Here is an 18956-nt window from a genome sequence, read left to right as displayed (position 1 = left end):
CCGCCAGACTTTTAAATTAAAGAGAGAGCCCAGCAGTGATGCTGGGCTTTTTTGTATCTGCTTTTTTACTTTAAATTATGTAAATGATCAATGAACTCATTAGTTGCATTTAATAAACCGTTTAATGTTATTAGTCAATTTTCTAAACATGAAAAATATCAGACATTAAAAGATTTTATTGAGCTACCAAAATTTTATCCTGCTGGGCGATTGGATACCGATAGCGAAGGACTATTATTGTTAACTAATGATGGTAAATTGCAGGCTGAAATTAGTTCTCCAAAATTTAAATTACCGAAAACATATTGGGCACAGGTTGAAGGTCAAATTACTGAACAAGCGATAAATAAACTAATAAAAGGTGTTCAATTAAAAGAGTTTTATACTGCACCAGCAAAAGTCAAAATACTTGATGGAACACTTGATTTATGGCAAAGAAATCCTCCAATTAGAGCGCGTAAAACTATTCCCACTTCATGGATCAGCCTTACAATAACCGAAGGAAAAAATCGTCAAGTAAGAAGAATGTGTGCTGCTGTTGGTTTTCCTTGCTTACGTTTAATTAGAGTTCAAATAGGTAAATATAATTTATTTGATCATCATTTGCAGCAAGGAAAATGGAAAGCTATTACAATAAATGATCTCTAATCGATAATTTTTAAATAATATTAAGCAGTTTCATTCAATTCATTGGGCTTTATTATAAAATAAGATAGAATGATTGTTAGCAATGATCATAGGATAAAATATTTATGGTTGAACAAAAAAAAGAGGGGTTTTTCTCTCGTTTAAAAAAAAGCCTTTTTAAAACAAAACAAAATATTGGATCTGGCTTCCTGAGTTTATTTAGAGGGAAGAAGATTGATGATGCTTTATTTGAAGAACTTGAAGAACAATTGCTTATTGCCGATGTTGGATTTGATACTACTCAAAAAATTATCCAAACGTTAACTCAACAAGCAACTAGAAAAGAATTAAAAGATGCAGATGTATTGCATGATCTTCTAAAACAGGAAATGAATGCTATTTTAACTGATGTTGATAAACCTCTTAATATCGAAACTCATCAACCATTTGTGATATTAATGGTTGGGGTTAATGGTGTGGGTAAAACAACTACAATTGGTAAATTAGCTCGACAATTTCAGCAACAAGGTAAATCAGTAATGCTTGCGGCTGGTGATACTTTTCGTGCGGCTGCGGTTGAACAATTACAAGTTTGGGGTGAACGTAATCATATTCCGGTAATTGCACAACATACCAATGCTGATGCAGCTTCTGTTATTTTTGATGCCATCCAAGCGGCAAAAGCAAAGAAAATTGATATTTTAATTGCTGATACTGCTGGTCGATTACAAAATAAATCTCATTTAATGGATGAATTAAAAAAAATTGTACGAGTAATTAAAAAACAAGATGAAACTGCTCCACATGAAATTATGCTAACTATTGATGCCAGCACAGGTCAAAATGCTATTAGCCAAACTAAATTATTTAATGAAGCAGTCGGTGTGACTGGATTAACTTTAACTAAACTAGATGGAACAGCAAAAGGTGGAATTATTTTTAGTATTGCTGATCAATTTCATATTCCTATTCGCTATATTGGTATTGGTGAGAAAATTGAAGATTTGAGACCTTTTGTTGCTAAAGATTTTATTGATGCTTTATTTGATGAAACAGATGAATAGAGAACAAGCATGATCCAATTTCAGCGTGTAAGTAAAGTTTATTCTGGTGGTAAACCTGCCCTGCAAAACGTAAGTTTTACTTTACTTAAGGGGGAAATGGCTTTTTTGACTGGTCATTCTGGTGCTGGAAAAAGTACATTAATGCGATTAATTTGCGGTTTAGAAAAAGCAAACGATGGCAAAATCTTGTTAGATGGTATTGATGTTACAAGGCTACAAAAGCATGAAATGCCATTTTTACGTCGTACAATTGGTATGATTTTTCAAGATCATCAATTACTCATGGATCACACTGTTTATGATAATGTTGCGATTCCATTAATCATTTTAGGCCAACCAGCTGATGAAATAAAAAGACGCGTTTCAGCTTCACTTGATAAAGTAGGATTGATTGATAAAATGAAGTTTTATCCTATACAGCTATCTGGTGGTGAACAACAACGTATTGGAATTGCTCGTGCTATTGTTAATCATCCAAGTGTATTACTTGCTGATGAGCCGACCGGTAATTTAGATGATAAACTCTCAAAGGATATTTTAAAACTATTTGAAGAGTTTAATCAAGCTGGGGTAACCGTATTAATGGCCACACATAATATGGCGCTTATTCGACGTAAACATCATCGTATATTTCATTTAAATCAAGGGCGTTTAGAGGGGTGACAGTAATGAGCAACTCTAGAGTCAATCATATAAAATTAAATAAAAAAAATAAAAACAGTTTTTTTGGTCGTTGGAAAAGACAAATTGGTTATGCTTGGTGCAATGTATTTAACAATTTCAATCAGCATATATTTGCTTCATTGTTAACTATTTTTGTTATCGCAATATCGATAACTTTACCAACTATTAGTTATTTATTATGGAAAAATGCGAACCAAGCTGCCCAGCAATGGGCTCCATCACCGAATTTGACTGTTTATATAAAAAAATTATTAACAAATGAGCAAACAACAGAATTAATTAATAAATTAAAAGCTTATCCTGAAGTTGCTGAAGTTAATTATCTTTCTAGAGACGAGGCTAAAGAAGAATTTAGATCCTGGTCAGGATTTAGTAGCGCATTAGATTTGTTAGAAGACAATCCATTACCCGCGGTAGCCATTATCATACCTAAAGAAAATGCTAAAGAGACTGCTATTTTACATAATTTACAAACCCAATTACTTAAAATGAATGGGGTTGATGATGTGCGATTAGATGACAGTTGGTTTACTCGCTTAATGGCATTGACAGATATGGTAAAATCAATTGTGTTAACAATTTCAATATTTATGATAATTGCCGTATCATTGGTTATTGGGAATAGTATCAGGTTACATATTTTTGCGCGAAGGCAAACAATTGTAGTCATGCAATTGATAGGAGCCACAGAAGGTTTTATTTTACGTCCATTTTTGTATAATGGCATGTTTATTGGATTGGTTAGCGCCGTTTTAGCCTTGATTCTATCGGAAATATTTATTCTTCAAATAGACGCAATTATATTGAATGTTTCGGCAGTTTTTGGAACAATTTTCATTCTTAAAGGACTGCTATGGGATGAAAGCATATTAATCATTCTTATTTCAATGATTATTGGTTGGTTTTCAGCCTTAGTTGCGACTAAAAAATATTTAAAAAAGAATGTATAACGTTGTTATCTAATTACAATTATTTAATATAATTAAAATGTTTTTTTTAAGATAGTGGCATATTATAAGTTTAAATAAAAAGTGTGAACTAAATCACTTTTTTGATGTCTAACCTACAGATTAGATTGTAAAGTAGATTTTTTAATTGTTGTGTTAAAATAGATGCAACAAAACAGGATTAATTTAAGGGGGAATTAAATGAGTACTGATATGAAACTGCAAGCAGTTGCTTTAATCCCACAAGGAAATACTGAATCATATCTTCGTATGATTAATACTTATCCGATGTTAACAGCAGAGGAAGAAAAGTCATTAGGAGAAAAACTTTATTATCATGATGATGTTGATGCTGCAAGACAACTAATTTTATCTCATTTACGTTTTGTTGCACATATCGCTCGAGGGTATTCTGGTTATGGTCTGCCACAAGCTGATTTAATTCAAGAAGGTAATATTGGCTTGATGAAAGCTGTGCGTCGTTTTAACCCAGAGATGGGGGTTCGCTTAGTATCATTTGCCGTGCATTGGATAAAAGCAGAAATCCATGAATATGTCCTTAAAAATTGGCGAATTGTTAAAGTTGCAACCACTAAAGCTCAAAGAAAATTATTCTTTAACTTAAGAAAAAGCAAACAACGTTTAGGTTGGTTTAATAATGCTGAAGTTGACATGGTAGCAGATGAATTAGGTGTGACACGTAAAGATGTGTTAGAAATGGAATCACGTATGTCTGCACAAGATATGTCATTTGATGTTGATAACGATGATGATGACAATGCAATAGTTGCACCAGCGCTTTACCTAGAAGATAATAATTCCGATTTTTCAAAATCAATTGAAAATGATAATTGGGAAACAGATGCGACAGATAAATTACATGATGCATTATCACAATTAGATGAACGTAGCCAAGATATTATTAAAGCACGTTGGTTAGATTCTGATGATAGCAAATCAACATTACAAGTTTTAGCTGACAAATATAGTGTTTCAGCCGAGCGAATCCGTCAACTAGAAAAAAATGCTATGAAAAAACTGCGTATTGCAATCGAAGCATAATTTGTTTTTATTGTTAACTCTGAATAACTAATAAGCCTTACTTTTAAGTAAGGCTTTTTTATTGTTAAATTTAGGAATCATTTTTTATATGTTTTATTTAGTTGAATGATAAGGTTAATGATAACAAATTGAATAAGGTAGAATAAAATTAATATGTCATTTATATGGCTTGAAACAAATATTGTTGAAAAATAATAATTTATTATCGTTTTATTTTAATTATTTATTGTTTTTATTTAAATGCAATAGTACACTGTGTTTAGTTTTTATAAAGAAAGGAAATAAATATGAACACAGATATGAAAGATAATTATTCTCGATTAAATCTATATTGTAAATTTATGGCATTGTTAACGGTTATTCCTATTTTAAGTACGTTAATTGGATCGCTATCACCCTTACTATTTTATTTTTTTAATATTGCCAATATTGGACTTGATTCTGGCGGATACTCGTTTTTTGTCTCAAGAGTAGTTGAAAATGTCGATCCTGAAAATTTATCCATGTGGCAAGCGATGTCGGCTACATTGATAGATACCTTATCTATACTTATTTTAGCTTATGCTTTTTATCAACTTAGATTACTCTTTTTAAATTACAGCCAATCTGAATATTTTTCAGAAACGTCGACTAACCATTGTTATATTTTTGGAAAAACGTTAGTTATTTGGTCAATATTGGGTATTTTATCTGAACCAGTATTAAGTTTAATTTTGACTTTTAATAATGATCCTTCAGAACGTTATATTTCTTTTTCATTTACTAGTGATGATGTTATGACATTATTCCCTGCGGTTAGTATTATGCTTATTGGTCAAATTTTGAAAAAAGCATGCAAAATTGCAGAAGAAAATAAACAATTTATATAAAGGAGTTGTGCGTGCCAATTATTATAAATTTAGATGTAATGCTGGCTAAGCGTAAAGTTAAGTCAAAAGATTTAGCTTTGGCAATTGGTATTACCGAACAAAATCTGTCAATACTTAAACAAGGAAAAGTGAAAGGGTTCAGGTTGGCGACACTGGAGGCAATTTGTGAACATTTAGATTGCCAACCAGGTGATATATTAGAGTATATTCATCATAAAGAAGAATAACTTTTATTTACTTATTGATAGTATTGCTGCTTCTTGTGCATGTAATAAGGCTGTATCAAAAAATGGAATAGTACAATCTGGTTGTGAGATTAATAAACCTATTTCAGTACAGCCTAAAATGACTCCTTGAGCGCCTTGTTTAATTAGTTTTTCAATAATAGTAAGGTAAGCTTGTTTCGATGCCGGTTTAATGATGCCCCGACAAAGTTCATCATAAATAATGTTATTAATTATATTTCTGTCTTGTTCATCAGGAATTAATACATTAAGTCCTTTCTCAATTAGTTTAGCTTTGTAAAAGTCTTGCTCCATAGTATATTTAGTGCCTAATAATGCAACAGATTTAATATTTTGAACTAATAAATGCTTGGCTGTAACATCAGCAATATGAATAATTGGAATATTAATTGCATTTTGAATTTGATCTGCGACTTTATGCATGGTATTGGTACAAATTACAATGAAATCTGCGCCAGCCAGTTCTAATTTTTTGGCGGCATCAATTAAAATGATTGCACTTTTATCCCATTCATTATTAGCTTGGCAACTTTCGATCTCTTGAAAATCAACACTATATAAAACACATTTTGCTGAATGCAATCCACCCAATGAACTAGCTATAAATTGATTGATAACTTGATAATAAGTAACCGTGCTTTCCCAACTCATGCCACCAATTAAACCAATTGTTTTCATAAAATTAATCCTTTAAAAATTTACATAAATAATGAATAACCTTTTATCGTTAATCTTATATCAAATCATGTAAAACTATTTGTGCCTAATACATAATAGGCCTTATTTAATTAAAATCAAATAACTTATTGATATGTATAGTGATATCATTAATAATCATAATTTATTTTTACAAATTATCAACAATCTTTACCCAAATTATTTTGATATGCTATTATAATCAAACTATATAATATATAAGGAAATATATTATTATGATAAAACCACTTTCAAGTTATCATCATTCGTTTTATTGGCTACATGTCAAGCAACGCCGACTTTTTCATCGTATAAATTGGTATTGTTCAATTCAAAAATATAAATTAGATCACAAGTCTGATGGGTTATTATACATATTGTTATATAAAACATACATCTTATCACTAATTAGTTTTATATCTTCAGAACTACAAATTATTAAACTTGCTAATCATAGTGTTGTTAACTTTCCAGATAATGGATGAGTATTATCTTTGGGTTCTGATATAAAAACCCGGTTTAATTTAGAGGAGACATGAAGTGGTTGTAGAATATTGTGTTAATGGAGAACTAATTAGGAATGAATAAAACCAGTAAATATTTATTTTTGTTGCCAATAATATCTTTGCTATTTTCTTTTTCATGTTTAGCAAAAACAAAGGTAATTCATGTTTTAGTTGCATTGTGTGATAATAAATATCAAGCAATCGCACCGGTTCCCAAAGCAATTGGTAATGGACAAGATCCTAAAAATAATCTTTATTGGGGAGCCGGTTATGGTTTTAAAACTTATTTTTCTAAGCAAAAAGAGTGGCAAGTCATTCAAAACAATAAACCTAGTAATAATAAAATATTAGAAGAAATTATATATAAACATAAAAACCAAGATGTTTATATAGTTGCACAGGCATATAATGGTAAATATATTGATGATACTGTTGATGATTTTTTTGATTATTCAGCTGGAAAAAAAATACGGTCATTTTCGTTAAATGGCAAACAGATTAATGCGGGGGGAAAAGCTGATCTAGTTATTTATATTGGACATGATTCATTAATGGAGTGGTCTTTAAGTAAATTTTTACCAGATAGCTGGCGTTGGGAAACCCTACCAAAAGAACAACAGGAAAAACAAAAATCACGTTATGCTGCAGTATTTGCCTGTAAAAGTCAGCGATATTTTTCACCAGCTTTATCCCGATTAGGTATTACGCCGCTTATTTTGACCACCCACCGCATGGCACCAGAGGCTTATAGCGTTTATGCTATGATTGATGGTTGGTTGCAGGGGGAATCAAAATCTAGTATTCGTCTTAAAGTGGCAAGTGCATATAGTAAGTATCAGAAATTGAGTAAACCTGCTTTACAAATGTTTGTAACTGAATATAGTCAATAATAGATTTGCTATTTTTGAACAGTTTTTTTATTTCACTGCTTTTTTAAAATAAGGTAATTCCTAATCATGACAATACCTAAAATTGTAATTCTAACCGGTGCTGGAATTTCAGCCGAATCAGGCTTATCTACTTTTCGCGCTCAAAATGGTTTATGGGAAGGATACAATGTTGATGATGTGGCAACCTATGCCGGGTATAAACGAGACCCTATTGCGGTACATCAATTCTACAATATGTTACGTCATAAATTACAAGATCCTAAAGTTTGCCCAAATGCTGCTCATTATGCATTAGCTGAATTAGAACAGAAATTAGGATCAGATAATGTGTTAATTGTGACGCAAAATGTGGATAATTTACATGAACAGGCAGGATCAAAAAATATTATTCACATGCATGGTGAATTACTAAAGGTTCGTAATGAACAAAATGGACAGATTACTGAATGTTTTAGCGATGTAGATTATAACCAAAATAAATTGATTCGTCCCCATATTGTATGGTTTGGAGAAATCCCATTACAAATGGATGAGATTTATGATGCGCTTACACAAACGGAATATTTTATCTCAATTGGTACTTCTGGTAATGTTTATCCAGCCGCGGGTTTTGTGCAAGTGGCAAACCAATCGGGCGCTAAAACAGTTGAGCTTAATTTAGAACCAAGTCTTGGCGAAAATTTGTTTCAAACTAAAATTTATGGGCCGGCGAGTAAAATAGTACCAAAATTTGTGCAAACTTTAATTTAACGTTTAAACGCTATTTAAGTTTAGCTAAATAATTTTTACCACCTAAATTATTCATTTGAGTTTGAATCCATTTAGCTTTTTTTTGTAAATAATCATCGGGTGAAGCAGGATCCCATTTTCTAGGATTAGGTAATGTAGCGGCTAGTAAGCTGGCTTGATATGGTGTTAACTGTTTAGCACTTACATTAAAATAGTGGCGTGAAGCAGCTTCAATACCAAAAATACCTTCACCCCATTCTACACAATTGAGATATATTTCTAGTGTTCTCTTTTTGGGCCAAATCAGCTCGATCAAGATAGTTAGCCAAGATTCAAAACCTTTACGGATCCAGCTTCTGGCTGGCCATAAGAAAATATTTTTAGCGACTTGCTGAGTAATTGTACTAGCACCATGTATTTTTTTGTTATTTTTATTGTATTTGAAGGCAATATTAATTGCTTTAAAATCAAATCCCCAATGATTAGAAAAATTTTGATCTTCTGAAGCAATGACCGCAATTTTTATATTATCTGAAATTTCATCCCAATCTTTCCATATTCGTTGTTGTGTAATATTCCAATTGGAAATTTTCCGCTCTAACATTAACATTGAACCTAATGGATTAAACCAACGCATAGCGAAAATAGAACAAAAAGACAATAGCAACAATCCAATTATTACTCTTTTGCATATACTTAAAATTCTTTTCACTAGCTTATTCATTGTTAATTTAAATTAAATAATATAAAAATAAGTAATTAAGATACGATATATTATGTTTTATATAAATAATTTTTTATAAATTCCATAATCTGTTCAGGGTGATTAATATTAAATTGGGGAATTGAAATATCTAACATTTCATCACTGGCAACGGCAATGGTGAATTCATCAATAAAAAGAGTTTTTGATGTTGCACTTCTATGGCAGATGATTTTTGGCAATTGCTCATCTTTAAATCCTTCAACTAATATGAGATCAATATCCGTAAACTTATTTACCAGTGTTTTTAAATCAACTGGTTGATTTGGTGTTTCACAAATCATAGCATAACGATTATCACTAGCAATGATAGTTTGTAAAGCTCCAGCCTTACGCAGTTCATAACTATCTTTACCCGGAATATCAATCTCAATATCATGATGTGCATGTTTTAACGTTGCTACATTAAAACCTTGCTCACAAAGTAAAGGAATAATTTTTTTTAATAACGTCGTTTTACCACTATTACTGTAACCACTAATGGCAATAATTTTATTATTCATTATGTTCAACTCAATAATAGATATCAAAATAAATTATTTATTATTTTAAACTTAATTATATTATGATGTTAATCATTATAAGCGGTAAAGGTAATAAGTATGTACAATTTTACTAATGATTACAATGAAACAGCCCATCGAGATTTACTAAAAGCGTTTAGTAATACGGCTAACCAGAAGTTGACAGGCTATGGCTTTGATGAATGTTGTATTAAGGCAAAAGAGAATATAAGAAAACAATTAAAGTCACCTAGTGCTGATATTCATTTTATGTCAGGTGGTACGATTACTAATTTAACGGCGATTTCACATATATTAAAACCTTATCAAGCGGTTATAGCAGCAGATAGTGGACATGTTAATGTCCATGAGACAGGCGCAATTGAAGCAACAGGACATAAAGTTTTAACAGTAAAAACAACTGATGGCAAATTAACCCCAGAACTTATTGAACCGATTTTAACTTTTCATTGTGATGAACATATGGTACAACCAAAACTGGTTTATATCTCAAATACGACAGAACTTGGAACAATATACTCAAAGCAAGAACTCAAAAAGCTATACCAATTTTGCCAAAAAAATCAGTTATATCTCTATCTAGATGGTGCGCGTTTAGCTATGGCATTAGCTGCAAAAGATAATGACCTGACATTTCCTGATTTAGCAAAATATACTGATGTATTTTATATTGGTGGAACTAAAGTCGGCGCTTTTGCTGGTGAGGCCCTTGTTTTTAATGATACTACGATTAGCCAAGATTTTCGTTTTAGTATGAAACAAAAAGGTGCAATATTAGCTAAAAGCTGGATTGTAGCAGTACAAATTAATGTATTGATGCAAAATAATCTTTATCTAGAATTAGGGTTACACAGCAATAATATGGCTGGTAAATTAAAAACAATTTTTGAAAATGCAGGATTAACTTTTGCTGCTAAACCACAAAGTAACCAACTTTTTGTTAATTTTCCGAATGCACTTGCTGAAAAAATTCTTAACTATTACAGGGTTGATAAAATAGGACAAACAGATTCAAAATATACCTGTTTAAGATTTTGCACATCATGGGCCACTCAAGATGAAGAGATCAAAAAATTTGCCAAGCAATTTCAAAAATGGATTGAATAGTAATTTTACTTATGAATAACCATTTGCTTAATATTAAATTTGATTGTCTAATGATTATGTTTTGTTTTGATTCATTTTATTGAAGACTTCAGGTGTATTGATATTAACAAAACCAAGTGCTTTATCACTAAAATCAACAGATTGGGCATTGATTTGTTCTAAAAATACCATCAATTTTCTATCACCTTGCTCTAAGTATGCTTTGAGTTGTTGTGTGACCGTTTTATTGATAAGGAGGATTGTTGGGTGATTATATTTACCATCAAAAGGATAAACTGCTTGATTGGTAGCAATGTGTTTAGATAAACGCGTGATTAAGTTATCTGGTAAAAAAGGCGTATCACAACTCACAAATAAATTCCATAGTGTTGGGCTATGTAGTAATCCGCTATAGATACCGGATAGTGGCCCTAAATATCCTTTAAAATCATCGGCAAATATTGGGTAACCTGCTTTTTGATATTGTTCAAAATTACGATTACAGTTAATCATAATTGAATCAGTTTGATATTTTATATGGTCAATGACATGTTGATAAAGTGGCTTACCATTTAGCAACAATAGACCTTTATCATTACCGTTCATGCGCGAACTTTTTCCACCTGCTAAAACGATTGCTGTAATAGGCAGTTTATCCATAAATTATTTCTCTTTTACGTTGCGAAAAACCAAAATAACATTACTATATACCAAGGTTATTTTAAAATGTACGGTAATATATATTAAAACATACTTGTACAAGAGGCATATTAATAGAAAGCATCATTGCAATATATTAATATAACAGTGCCTTTTCTATTATGTAAATATGCCCCAGTTATTGCCAATAATCAAACACAGTATTTACTGTTGTTTTCTGAAAAACCAAGTTTGGGAATACTTAAGTTAAAATTTATATTATCATCTTCCAATAAATTGAAGATTAAAAAAGGTATTAACTATGAAATGTCATCGTATTGATGAATTAATGCAGTTGTTACAAAATGCTTGGGAAAAAGATTCTGATCTTAATTTATTACAATTTTTAGTTAAATTAGGTCAAGAGGCTGGCTTCAAAGGAGAACTAAAAGATTTAAGTGATGAAGTTTTAATTTATCATTTAAAAATGCGAGATTCGGATAAATACGACGCTATTCCTGGACTGAAAAAAGATTATGAAGAAGATTTTAAAACCGCATTATTAAAAGCGCGCGGAATTATTAAAGAATAAGGAGAATAAAATATATGAAAAAGACGCTTATTGCTATAAGTACATTACTCTTTTCTGTAAGCTGTTTTGCGCAGGAGCCACAAGTAACCTCAAAAACAGATACCCCTCAATCAACAAGTGCAGTAACGACATCAGAACCCATTGAAATGGACAAACAATATATTGTCTTACCAACTTACCCCTCTCCAGATAAAGAAGTGATTGAGTTTTTTTCATTCAATTGTCCAAGTTGTTTTAAATTTGAAACTGAATATCATGGTTCACAGGCAATCGCTAAAAATTTACCAGAAAGCATAAAATTTAAACGTTATCATTTAATAGATTTTGGTCCACTAGCAATGGAGTTAGCACAAGCTTGGGCTGTGGCTAATGTGCTTGATATACAGGATAAAGCCTTAGATGCACTTTATTTTGCAGTACAAAGAGATCATAAAATAAAAACAGCAGAAGATATCAAAGCAGTGTTTAAAACATTGGGTGTTGATGAACAAACCTATGATAAAACTAAAGATAACTTTTTGGTGAAAGCTTTTATGGCTCAACAAATTGATGCAATCAAAGAGATGAAACCTACATCTATACCGACTGTTGTGGTAAATCGTAAGTTTTATATTAATCCACAAGCACTTGATCGAACAACGGATCAAGCATTTATCAATGATTATGCACGAGTAGCAGCATTTCTGGTAAATTTAGATCCCAATGTTAATCCTGATAGAAAGCTAAATAAGAAATAATTTAATAAAGATTTTTTATTGAGTTAATTTAAAAAAGAATTTTATACTAAATTATTAATAAATAAGTAAGTATTGATAGTAAATCCCCTTATATGTTGAATATTAGTAAGGGGATTTTTTATTTTAATCAGTCTTTTTATTCTCGTTCTAACGCATAGATTGGATCAAGATTAGCAGCACGTTTAGCTGGAACATAGCCAAAAATTATACCAATCATACTTGAACAGCTAAATGCAGCAATAATGGCGACTGCTGAAAAGCTCATTGCAAATGAAGTGACAAAATAATTAAAAATAAAACCTATCATAAATGAAAGTAAAATACCTAATGTTCCACCAATTAGGCAAACTAATATAGCCTCAATTAAAAATTGTTGTAAAATATCACTTGAGCGAGCTCCAACCGCCATTCTCACGCCTATTTCTCGTGTTCTTTCTGTTACAGAAACTAACATAATATTCATCACGCCAATTCCACCAACGACTAATGAAATCAAAGCAATTGCCGAGACTAATAGTGTCATTACCCAAGCAGATGAATTAATTGTTTCACGAATATTGTCCGAATTGAAGATAAAAAAATCTTTAGTTCCATGTCGTTGCAACATGATTTTATTAATGGCTTGTTCAGCTACAGATAAGTCAACATCATCATTAATACGTACGGTTATACTTTTTAATGAGGTTTGTCCAACCATACGATTAATAACGGTTGTGTAAGGCAACCAAACATTCAAACTTTCACTACTACCAAAACCTTGTTGCTGTTTGGTAGCAATACCAATTATTCTGACAGGTAGTTGCCCCACCATTAAAATTTTACCAATAGGATCTTGATTAGCAAATAATCGTTTTTCTGTATTGTCATCAATTACTGCATCTTGTGCTGAAGACGTGATACTATTTTCGTCAAAAGCAATTCCTTTGGTTATATTATAACCACGGACAGCAAAAAATTGTTCGCCTACACCATTAACATTTCCGGTGACTGCAAGATTATTAATTCGGAAATAAACACTGGTTGAAAGATTAGGTGTAGTACTATGTACAAAACTTTGTTTAGCTAAAAAATCAGCATCTGATGAACGTAAAGTAGTAATTTTATCGGCATTACGATCACCAAAGCCCGTACCGGCGTAAATTTCTAATGTACTGGTTCCCATAGAATTGATATTTGATAATATCTTTTGCTTTGTTCCTTGACCTAAGGCTACAACTGATACCACAGAAGCAATGCCGATAATGATACCTAGCATAGTTAAAAATGTGCGTAATCGCTGAGAAAGCATCGACAAGATTGCCATTTTAAATGCATCACGAAAACGATCATATCTTGCTAAGAAATTATCTTTTGTTTTAGTTGTTTCAATTTGTTTAACTTGCCGATTATCAGCTTGCTTGGATTGATACTCACAATTAATTGAATCAGAAATAATATTGCCATCACTAATTTCAATGATTCGCTCTGCACTTTTAGCGATATTAGCATCATGGGTGACAATTATTACTGTATGACCTTGTTGGTGCAGTTCGCGTAAAATTGCCATTACTTCCAAGCCACTCTTACGATCTAATGCCCCGGTTGGCTCATCAGCTAAAATAATTTGCCCACCATTTATTAAGGCTCGGCCAATACTGACGCGTTGTTGTTGACCGCCAGATAGTTGATTAGGTTTGTTATGAATTTTATCAGCAAGCCCTAAACGCGTTAGAATTTTAACCGCACGCGTTTGTCGTTCTTCATTACTTACGCCGGCATAAATAGCTGGTATTTCCACATTACCTTGTGCGGTTAAAGCATTTAATAAATGATAGCGTTGAAAAATAAAACCAAAGTGTTCACGGCGTAATTGAGCAAGCTCATTTGGCGATAATTTGCCCGTTGCTCGGCCTCCAATTAAGTAGGTTCCGGTTGTTGGTTTGTCTAAACAACCTAAAATATTCATCAAGGTTGATTTTCCAGAACCCGATGCCCCAATAATGGCAACCATTTCACCCGCATTGATAGTCAAATTTATTTTTTTGAGAACTTGTATTGTCGATTCCCCGGCAGGAAACTCACGAACAATATTCTCCAATTTAATAAGAGGATTATTATTGTTTACCATATCAGAACCGAACCCTTGGCGCTCTTGCATTGTTACCTAATAAAGCACCATTTGTATTACTAATTACAACTATTTCACCTTCTTTGAGTCCTGATTTTATTTCGACATTAACGTTATTATTAATGCCTAAAACAACTTCACGTTCTTCAATATCTTTTTGTTGATTTAATAGGTAAACAATAGCTTTATTATTTGCTAAATTCTTTTGAATTGCTTGGGATGGAATTAAAAGAACATCTTTTTCTTCAGCAAGTACTATATAAACTTGAGCCGTCATTGAAATACGTAATATGTGATTTGGATTATCTACATCCAATAAGCCATTATAATAAATAGCACTTTTAGTTGTAGAAGATGATGCACTGGCATTAGTTGAACTTTCGGTATTAATTGAATCTGGCGCTGGTTCAATAGCACGTAATGTTAATCCATCAAATCGCTTATTAGGTTGACCTAAAATCGTAAAATAGACAGGCATACCTTTTTTAACATTGATCACGTCAGCTTCTGAGATTTGCGCCTGAATTGTCATCTTATCAAGCTGAGCAACTTTTACAATAGTTGGAGCACTTTGCACGGAATTAACAGTTTGCCCTTCATCAACTGGAATAGCAACGATTATACCATCAATAGGAGAACGGATTTTAGTATAACCTAAATTCACCTTAGCTGTATCAACGGCAACCTGTGCTTTGACAATATCAGCATCTAAAGCAGCAATATCTGCTTTAATTGCATCAAGTTCGGCTTTCGCTGAATCCAAATCTGATTGAATACCCACGCCTTTGTTAACTAATTTTAGTTGACGTTCATAAGTTAATTGATAATTAACTAACTTAGCTTTTTTTGATGTACGCTGTGCTTCAAGACTATTAAGTGAAGCTTCTGATTGTTTTAAATCATTGTTCTGTTTTAGATCATCAATTTCGGCAATCATATCACCTTGCTTAACTTCATCACCTAACTCAACATATAATTTTTTGATCTGGCCAGAAACCTGTGCACCAACACTTACTTGTTTAAAAGCACTAATGGTACCATCTGCAAGTACCGTTTTTTCAATATTACCTTTGGTAACAGGAGCAGTAATATAATTAAATTTAGTTTCAGTAGGGGAAATGATTGATTTTACAACATAGAGAACTACCAAGATTATGACTGCTATAACTAAGTATTTAATTTTAAGAAATTTTAACAATCTTTTTCATCCTTTGATTTTGTTATTGTTTTATCAATATTGTATCTTAATCAACCAATTGTAATCGATAACTAAAAATAATAAATTGTAATAATTATGAAAATTAATAAATAATATCAAATATCAATCTGTTAAATTTATCTACAAGTTAGAAGATCAAAATAGAAAGATATTTTTGAATTTATAGAAAAAAAATAATTATTCAAGTAATATGTAGTTGCTTTGCTTAATTTATACATATAATTAATCAGCAATAGTACACCAATTGATTTTTCTTTTACAATGTGCCTCTAATTACTTATTTCATTGTTTTTAAATTAAAAAATTAATAGTAATGAGTATGCAAATAATATTCTTGTGTGGAGTATAATAAATGTCATTTCAAAAACAACAATCCACTTTAGACAATGCTCTAACTTTACTTGAAATTATTAGTCATTATTCTTCTGGAATTTCTTTAGCTGAAATTGTTAAATTAAGCAGAATGGCAAAAACGACAGTATATAGAATATTGGATATATTAAAGAAAAGGCAGTACCTAAGTTACGATGTTGCAACGGAAAAATATTTTTTAGATGTGAAAGCCTTTGAACTAGGCGTAAAGGGATTAATGAACATATCTCTTGTTGGAATATCAATCCCTTTTTTGAAAAGACTTGCTGCTAAAATTAATGAGACCTGTTTTTTAGCGGTTTATCATGATGGTAGTATAATTTATTTATATAAAGCAGAAGGTGCTTTGGCAGTTAAAACTAATTCACATATTGGTAGTAGAATGCCAGTATATTGTACAGGTCTTGGTAAATCATTATTAGCTTATCAACCTTTAGTTGAAATTAACAAAGTTTTAAGTCGCCCATTAGTTCAATTTACAAGTAAAACTATTATAGATAGAGAAGCTATACATAACAGTTTAGCAAAAGTATGTATTGACGGTTATTCAATAGATGATGAAGAAGTAGAAGAAGGTTTAACCTGTATTGCAACCCCAATTTTCACCAAACCCAATCGAGTGGTAGGTGCAATTAGTGTTGCAGGATCTTCTTTTAGAATTATACAAAAAAAAGAACTTATTATTAGTGAGTTAAAAGATATTTCATCATTAATTTCCACTGAGCTAAAAAAGAAAAATTAACTTTATCTATGTTTTGAATTGAATATTATTTATTTTATTTAGAGGTTTAGAAGCATGGCTCAAAAAGAGACTACATCTGCCATAGATAAGGCAATTACTGTTTTAGATGTTATTAGTAATTGTGCTGCTGGTGTAACGAGTGTTGAACTCATTGAAGCGACCAAACTCAATAAAATGGTAATTAATAAAATCTTAAAAACATTACTTGAACGTGAATATGTTTTTTATGACCAAAAATCAAATAGATATACATTAGGTTTTAAATCATTAGAACTTGGAATATCAAGCTTAGTAAATGTTAATATCGTTGATGTTGCTATTCCTTTCGTTAAGTCCCTTTCCAATACCCTAAATGAAACTTGTTTTTTAGGTGTATATAACAGTGGTAATGTGGTTTATTTATACAAAAGCGAGGGAAATTATGCAATCCATACTAGTTCAAATTTAGGACACATGCGACCAGCATATTGTACAGGACTGGGTCGAATATTACTTGCTCACCAAGCAGAAGAAGAGATCCAACGCATTTTGTGTTCACCATTGCCAAAATACACGCAAAAAACAGTAACTGATTCAAACCAATTGTCTGAAATTTTAGCAAAAGTTCGTCAGGAAAATATAGCTTATGATTGGGAAGAGGTGGAAGAAGGACTGGTTTGTGTTGCATCGGGTATTTTTAACTACAGTAATGATGTTGTTGCCGCTATAAGCATTGCAGGGCCTAGCAACCGAATGCAAAATCAAATGGCAAAATGCGCCTCTTTATTAAAAGAAGCGGCAAATTCTATTTCTAAGCGGTTAGGGTATATTTCGAACATAAAAAATGAAGTTTAAGTCATTTCTATATCCAATTACTGAATAAATACATTAAAATATCATGGCATTTTTCATCGCTTCTGGAGGGATAATTGCTCCTCGATGTTGAATCACTGTACCCGCTAAATCATGTCCTTTTTTTATTGCTGCTTCTATTGATCCTCCCATAAGTCTAACAGATAGGTAGCCTGCACTAAAAGAATCACCGGCTGCTGTAGTATCTATGATTTTTTGCTTGGCAATTATATTTGCAGGTACTTCAATTCGTTCATTTTTAGTATCAACAATGCAACTTTCGCTTCCCCGTTTAATAATAATTTCGCTTACCCCTAATTTTCGGCTACGGATAATGCTATCCTCATATTTATTATTTCCCCAAAGCATGTTTTCATCATCTTGGGTCAAAAATGCGATATCTGTGTAAGATAGAATTTTAGAATAGACATTTTTTGCATATTCTTGGCTACGCCATAATCTTGGTCGGTAATTATTATCAAAAATAACTTTACCACCATTAGCTTTAAACTGTTCTAATAAGTCAATTAGCTTATCTATGCTATATTCATCTAAAATAGCGATACTGATACCGCTTAAATAGATATAGTCAAACTTTGTTATTTTTTCACATATTTGTTCAGTTTGTTCTGTTTTTAACCAAAACTTGGCAGCCGCATCGTTTCTCCAATAGTAAAAAGATCGTTCACCAAAACTATCAGTCACAATGGCATATAAACCCGGCATTTTATTATGCATTTGTTGAATAAGATCGGTGTTAATATTCTCTTTTTGCCATTCAGTTAACATTTCATGGCTGAACGGATCTACACCAAGTCCAGTTACATAATGAATTGTCACTTGGTTATTAGGAAATAAACGAGATAAATAAATTGATGTGTTTAAAGTATCTCCACCAAAACTTCTTGTTGTTAAATTATCTTTAATTGAGAGTTCAATCATGCACTCTCCAATTACTGCCATATTTATACTCATCACTATTCCCTACCAGATACTATTTATCATCTACATAATAAGATCAAATG

Annotated in this window: 20 protein-coding genes and 1 pseudogene; 14 read left to right on the top strand and 7 right to left on the bottom strand. The window is 31.7% G+C overall.

From position 1 onward, the window contains the following. Positions 1-90 precede the first annotated feature (90 nt). From Q0K76_RS11165 to Q0K76_RS11135, 7 genes and pseudogenes are all read left to right on the top strand, one after another. Positions 91-648, top strand: coding sequence for a pseudouridine synthase (locus Q0K76_RS11165; RefSeq protein ID WP_294615694.1), 558 nt, complete (start codon positions 91-93; stop codon positions 646-648). A gap of 110 nt (positions 649-758) precedes the next feature. After that, positions 759-1691, top strand: a pseudogene (gene ftsY / locus Q0K76_RS11160) (signal recognition particle-docking protein FtsY); the annotation flags it as partial. A 9-nt stretch (positions 1692-1700) separates the two neighbouring features. Further along, a complete protein-coding gene (ftsE, locus tag Q0K76_RS11155) occupies positions 1701-2354 on the top strand; it encodes a cell division ATP-binding protein FtsE (protein ID WP_294615691.1) in 654 nt (217 codons plus the stop codon). Positions 2355-2359: 5 nt separating this feature from the next. Further along, entirely contained in the window at positions 2360-3325 is a 966-nt protein-coding gene (ftsX, locus tag Q0K76_RS11150; RefSeq protein ID WP_294615689.1) for a permease-like cell division protein FtsX, read from the top strand. Between the two features lie 198 nt (positions 3326-3523). Further along, complete coding sequence (gene rpoH / locus Q0K76_RS11145) at positions 3524-4384, top strand: RNA polymerase sigma factor RpoH (RefSeq protein WP_294615687.1); 861 nt, start codon at positions 3524-3526, stop codon at positions 4382-4384. A 287-nt stretch (positions 4385-4671) separates the two neighbouring features. Then, complete coding sequence (locus Q0K76_RS11140; protein ID WP_294615685.1) at positions 4672-5253, top strand: DUF2975 domain-containing protein; 582 nt, start codon at positions 4672-4674, stop codon at positions 5251-5253. 11 nt (positions 5254-5264) lie between these two features. Continuing rightward, positions 5265-5480, top strand: a complete 216-nt coding sequence (locus Q0K76_RS11135; RefSeq protein WP_294615683.1) for a helix-turn-helix transcriptional regulator — start codon at positions 5265-5267, stop codon at positions 5478-5480. A gap of 3 nt (positions 5481-5483) precedes the next feature. Here Q0K76_RS11135 and Q0K76_RS11130 read toward each other — a convergent pair whose 3' ends face one another. After that, positions 5484-6176: an aspartate/glutamate racemase family protein gene (locus Q0K76_RS11130; protein WP_294615681.1), complete on the bottom strand. Its 693-nt coding sequence runs from the start codon at positions 6174-6176 to the stop codon at positions 5484-5486. A gap of 598 nt (positions 6177-6774) precedes the next feature. Here Q0K76_RS11130 and Q0K76_RS11125 point away from each other — a divergent pair. Together Q0K76_RS11125 and cobB are read left to right on the top strand one after the other, a co-directional pair. Further along, positions 6775-7590 (top strand): hypothetical protein, encoded by an 816-nt coding sequence (locus tag Q0K76_RS11125; protein WP_294615679.1) that lies wholly within the window; start codon positions 6775-6777, stop codon positions 7588-7590. A 66-nt stretch (positions 7591-7656) separates the two neighbouring features. After that, complete coding sequence (gene cobB, locus Q0K76_RS11120; RefSeq protein WP_294615677.1) at positions 7657-8340, top strand: Sir2 family NAD+-dependent deacetylase; 684 nt, start codon at positions 7657-7659, stop codon at positions 8338-8340. Between the two features lie 10 nt (positions 8341-8350). Here the strand turns inward: cobB and mtgA are convergent, their stop codons facing one another. After that, positions 8351-9043 (bottom strand): monofunctional biosynthetic peptidoglycan transglycosylase, encoded by a 693-nt coding sequence (gene mtgA / locus Q0K76_RS11115; protein WP_294615675.1) that lies wholly within the window; start codon positions 9041-9043, stop codon positions 8351-8353. 50 nt (positions 9044-9093) lie between these two features. Beyond that, entirely contained in the window at positions 9094-9585 is a 492-nt protein-coding gene (gene mobB, locus Q0K76_RS11110) for a molybdopterin-guanine dinucleotide biosynthesis protein B (RefSeq protein WP_294615673.1), read from the bottom strand. A 99-nt stretch (positions 9586-9684) separates the two neighbouring features. Between mobB and Q0K76_RS11105 the strand changes: the two genes are divergently transcribed. Next, positions 9685-10713, top strand: coding sequence for an aminotransferase class I/II-fold pyridoxal phosphate-dependent enzyme (locus tag Q0K76_RS11105; protein WP_294615671.1), 1029 nt, complete (start codon positions 9685-9687; stop codon positions 10711-10713). A gap of 54 nt (positions 10714-10767) precedes the next feature. On the opposite strand, the gene mobA is transcribed toward Q0K76_RS11105, so the two are convergent. Next, entirely contained in the window at positions 10768-11352 is a 585-nt protein-coding gene (mobA, locus tag Q0K76_RS11100) for a molybdenum cofactor guanylyltransferase MobA (protein ID WP_294615669.1), read from the bottom strand. 301 nt (positions 11353-11653) lie between these two features. On the opposite strand from mobA, the gene Q0K76_RS11095 reads away from it, so the two are divergent. Both Q0K76_RS11095 and Q0K76_RS11090 read left to right on the top strand, forming a co-directional pair. Then, a complete protein-coding gene (locus Q0K76_RS11095) occupies positions 11654-11923 on the top strand; it encodes a YihD family protein (RefSeq protein ID WP_294615667.1) in 270 nt (89 codons plus the stop codon). Between the two features lie 14 nt (positions 11924-11937). Continuing rightward, entirely contained in the window at positions 11938-12660 is a 723-nt protein-coding gene (locus tag Q0K76_RS11090; RefSeq protein ID WP_294615664.1) for a DsbA family protein, read from the top strand. A 136-nt stretch (positions 12661-12796) separates the two neighbouring features. On the opposite strand, the gene Q0K76_RS11085 is transcribed toward Q0K76_RS11090, so the two are convergent. After that, on the bottom strand, positions 12797-14797 hold the full coding sequence (locus tag Q0K76_RS11085; protein WP_294615662.1) for a MacB family efflux pump subunit: 2001 nt from the start codon (positions 14795-14797) through the stop codon (positions 12797-12799). Continuing rightward, on the bottom strand, positions 14769-15917 hold the full coding sequence (locus Q0K76_RS11080; protein ID WP_294615660.1) for an efflux RND transporter periplasmic adaptor subunit: 1149 nt from the start codon (positions 15915-15917) through the stop codon (positions 14769-14771). Before Q0K76_RS11080 ends, Q0K76_RS11085 begins: the two co-directional genes overlap by 29 nt. Positions 15918-16338: 421 nt before the next feature. Here Q0K76_RS11080 and Q0K76_RS11075 point away from each other — a divergent pair, with 421 nt between their 5' ends. Both Q0K76_RS11075 and Q0K76_RS11070 read left to right on the top strand, forming a co-directional pair. Next, a complete protein-coding gene (locus Q0K76_RS11075) occupies positions 16339-17100 on the top strand; it encodes an IclR family transcriptional regulator (protein ID WP_294615658.1) in 762 nt (253 codons plus the stop codon). A 54-nt stretch (positions 17101-17154) separates the two neighbouring features. Continuing rightward, a complete protein-coding gene (locus Q0K76_RS11070) occupies positions 17155-17934 on the top strand; it encodes an IclR family transcriptional regulator (protein WP_294615655.1) in 780 nt (259 codons plus the stop codon). A gap of 33 nt (positions 17935-17967) precedes the next feature. On the opposite strand, the gene Q0K76_RS11065 is transcribed toward Q0K76_RS11070, so the two are convergent. Beyond that, positions 17968-18909, bottom strand: coding sequence for a sugar kinase (locus Q0K76_RS11065; protein ID WP_363322479.1), 942 nt, complete (start codon positions 18907-18909; stop codon positions 17968-17970). Positions 18910-18956 lie beyond the last annotated feature (47 nt).

Source organism: uncultured Gilliamella sp. (assembly GCA_945271295.1).
Taxonomy (GTDB): domain Bacteria; phylum Pseudomonadota; class Gammaproteobacteria; order Enterobacterales; family Orbaceae; genus Gilliamella.
Note: the sequence above shows the minus strand (reverse complement) of the source record. Positions and strands in the feature narration are given on the sequence as shown.

Excerpts from the sequence above, each read along its gene's own strand:
- Q0K76_RS11165 (WP_294615694.1), top strand. The coding sequence starts at position 91 with ATGAACTCATTAGTTGCATTTAATAAACCGTTTAATGTTATTAGTCAA.
- ftsE (WP_294615691.1), top strand. The coding sequence starts at position 1,701 with ATGATCCAATTTCAGCGTGTAAGTAAAGTTTATTCTGGTGGTAAACCT.
- ftsX (WP_294615689.1), top strand. The coding sequence starts at position 2,360 with ATGAGCAACTCTAGAGTCAATCATATAAAATTAAATAAAAAAAATAAA.
- rpoH (WP_294615687.1), top strand. The coding sequence starts at position 3,524 with ATGAGTACTGATATGAAACTGCAAGCAGTTGCTTTAATCCCACAAGGA.
- Q0K76_RS11140 (WP_294615685.1), top strand. The coding sequence starts at position 4,672 with ATGAACACAGATATGAAAGATAATTATTCTCGATTAAATCTATATTGT.
- Q0K76_RS11130 (WP_294615681.1), bottom strand. The coding sequence starts at position 6,176 with ATGAAAACAATTGGTTTAATTGGTGGCATGAGTTGGGAAAGCACGGTT.
- Q0K76_RS11125 (WP_294615679.1), top strand. The coding sequence starts at position 6,775 with ATGAATAAAACCAGTAAATATTTATTTTTGTTGCCAATAATATCTTTG.
- cobB (WP_294615677.1), top strand. The coding sequence starts at position 7,657 with ATGACAATACCTAAAATTGTAATTCTAACCGGTGCTGGAATTTCAGCC.
- mtgA (WP_294615675.1), bottom strand. The coding sequence starts at position 9,043 with ATGAATAAGCTAGTGAAAAGAATTTTAAGTATATGCAAAAGAGTAATA.
- mobB (WP_294615673.1), bottom strand. The coding sequence starts at position 9,585 with ATGAATAATAAAATTATTGCCATTAGTGGTTACAGTAATAGTGGTAAA.
- Q0K76_RS11105 (WP_294615671.1), top strand. The coding sequence starts at position 9,685 with ATGTACAATTTTACTAATGATTACAATGAAACAGCCCATCGAGATTTA.
- mobA (WP_294615669.1), bottom strand. The coding sequence starts at position 11,352 with ATGGATAAACTGCCTATTACAGCAATCGTTTTAGCAGGTGGAAAAAGT.
- Q0K76_RS11095 (WP_294615667.1), top strand. The coding sequence starts at position 11,654 with ATGAAATGTCATCGTATTGATGAATTAATGCAGTTGTTACAAAATGCT.
- Q0K76_RS11090 (WP_294615664.1), top strand. The coding sequence starts at position 11,938 with ATGAAAAAGACGCTTATTGCTATAAGTACATTACTCTTTTCTGTAAGC.
- Q0K76_RS11085 (WP_294615662.1), bottom strand. The coding sequence starts at position 14,797 with ATGCAAGAGCGCCAAGGGTTCGGTTCTGATATGGTAAACAATAATAAT.
- Q0K76_RS11075 (WP_294615658.1), top strand. The coding sequence starts at position 16,339 with ATGTCATTTCAAAAACAACAATCCACTTTAGACAATGCTCTAACTTTA.
- Q0K76_RS11070 (WP_294615655.1), top strand. The coding sequence starts at position 17,155 with ATGGCTCAAAAAGAGACTACATCTGCCATAGATAAGGCAATTACTGTT.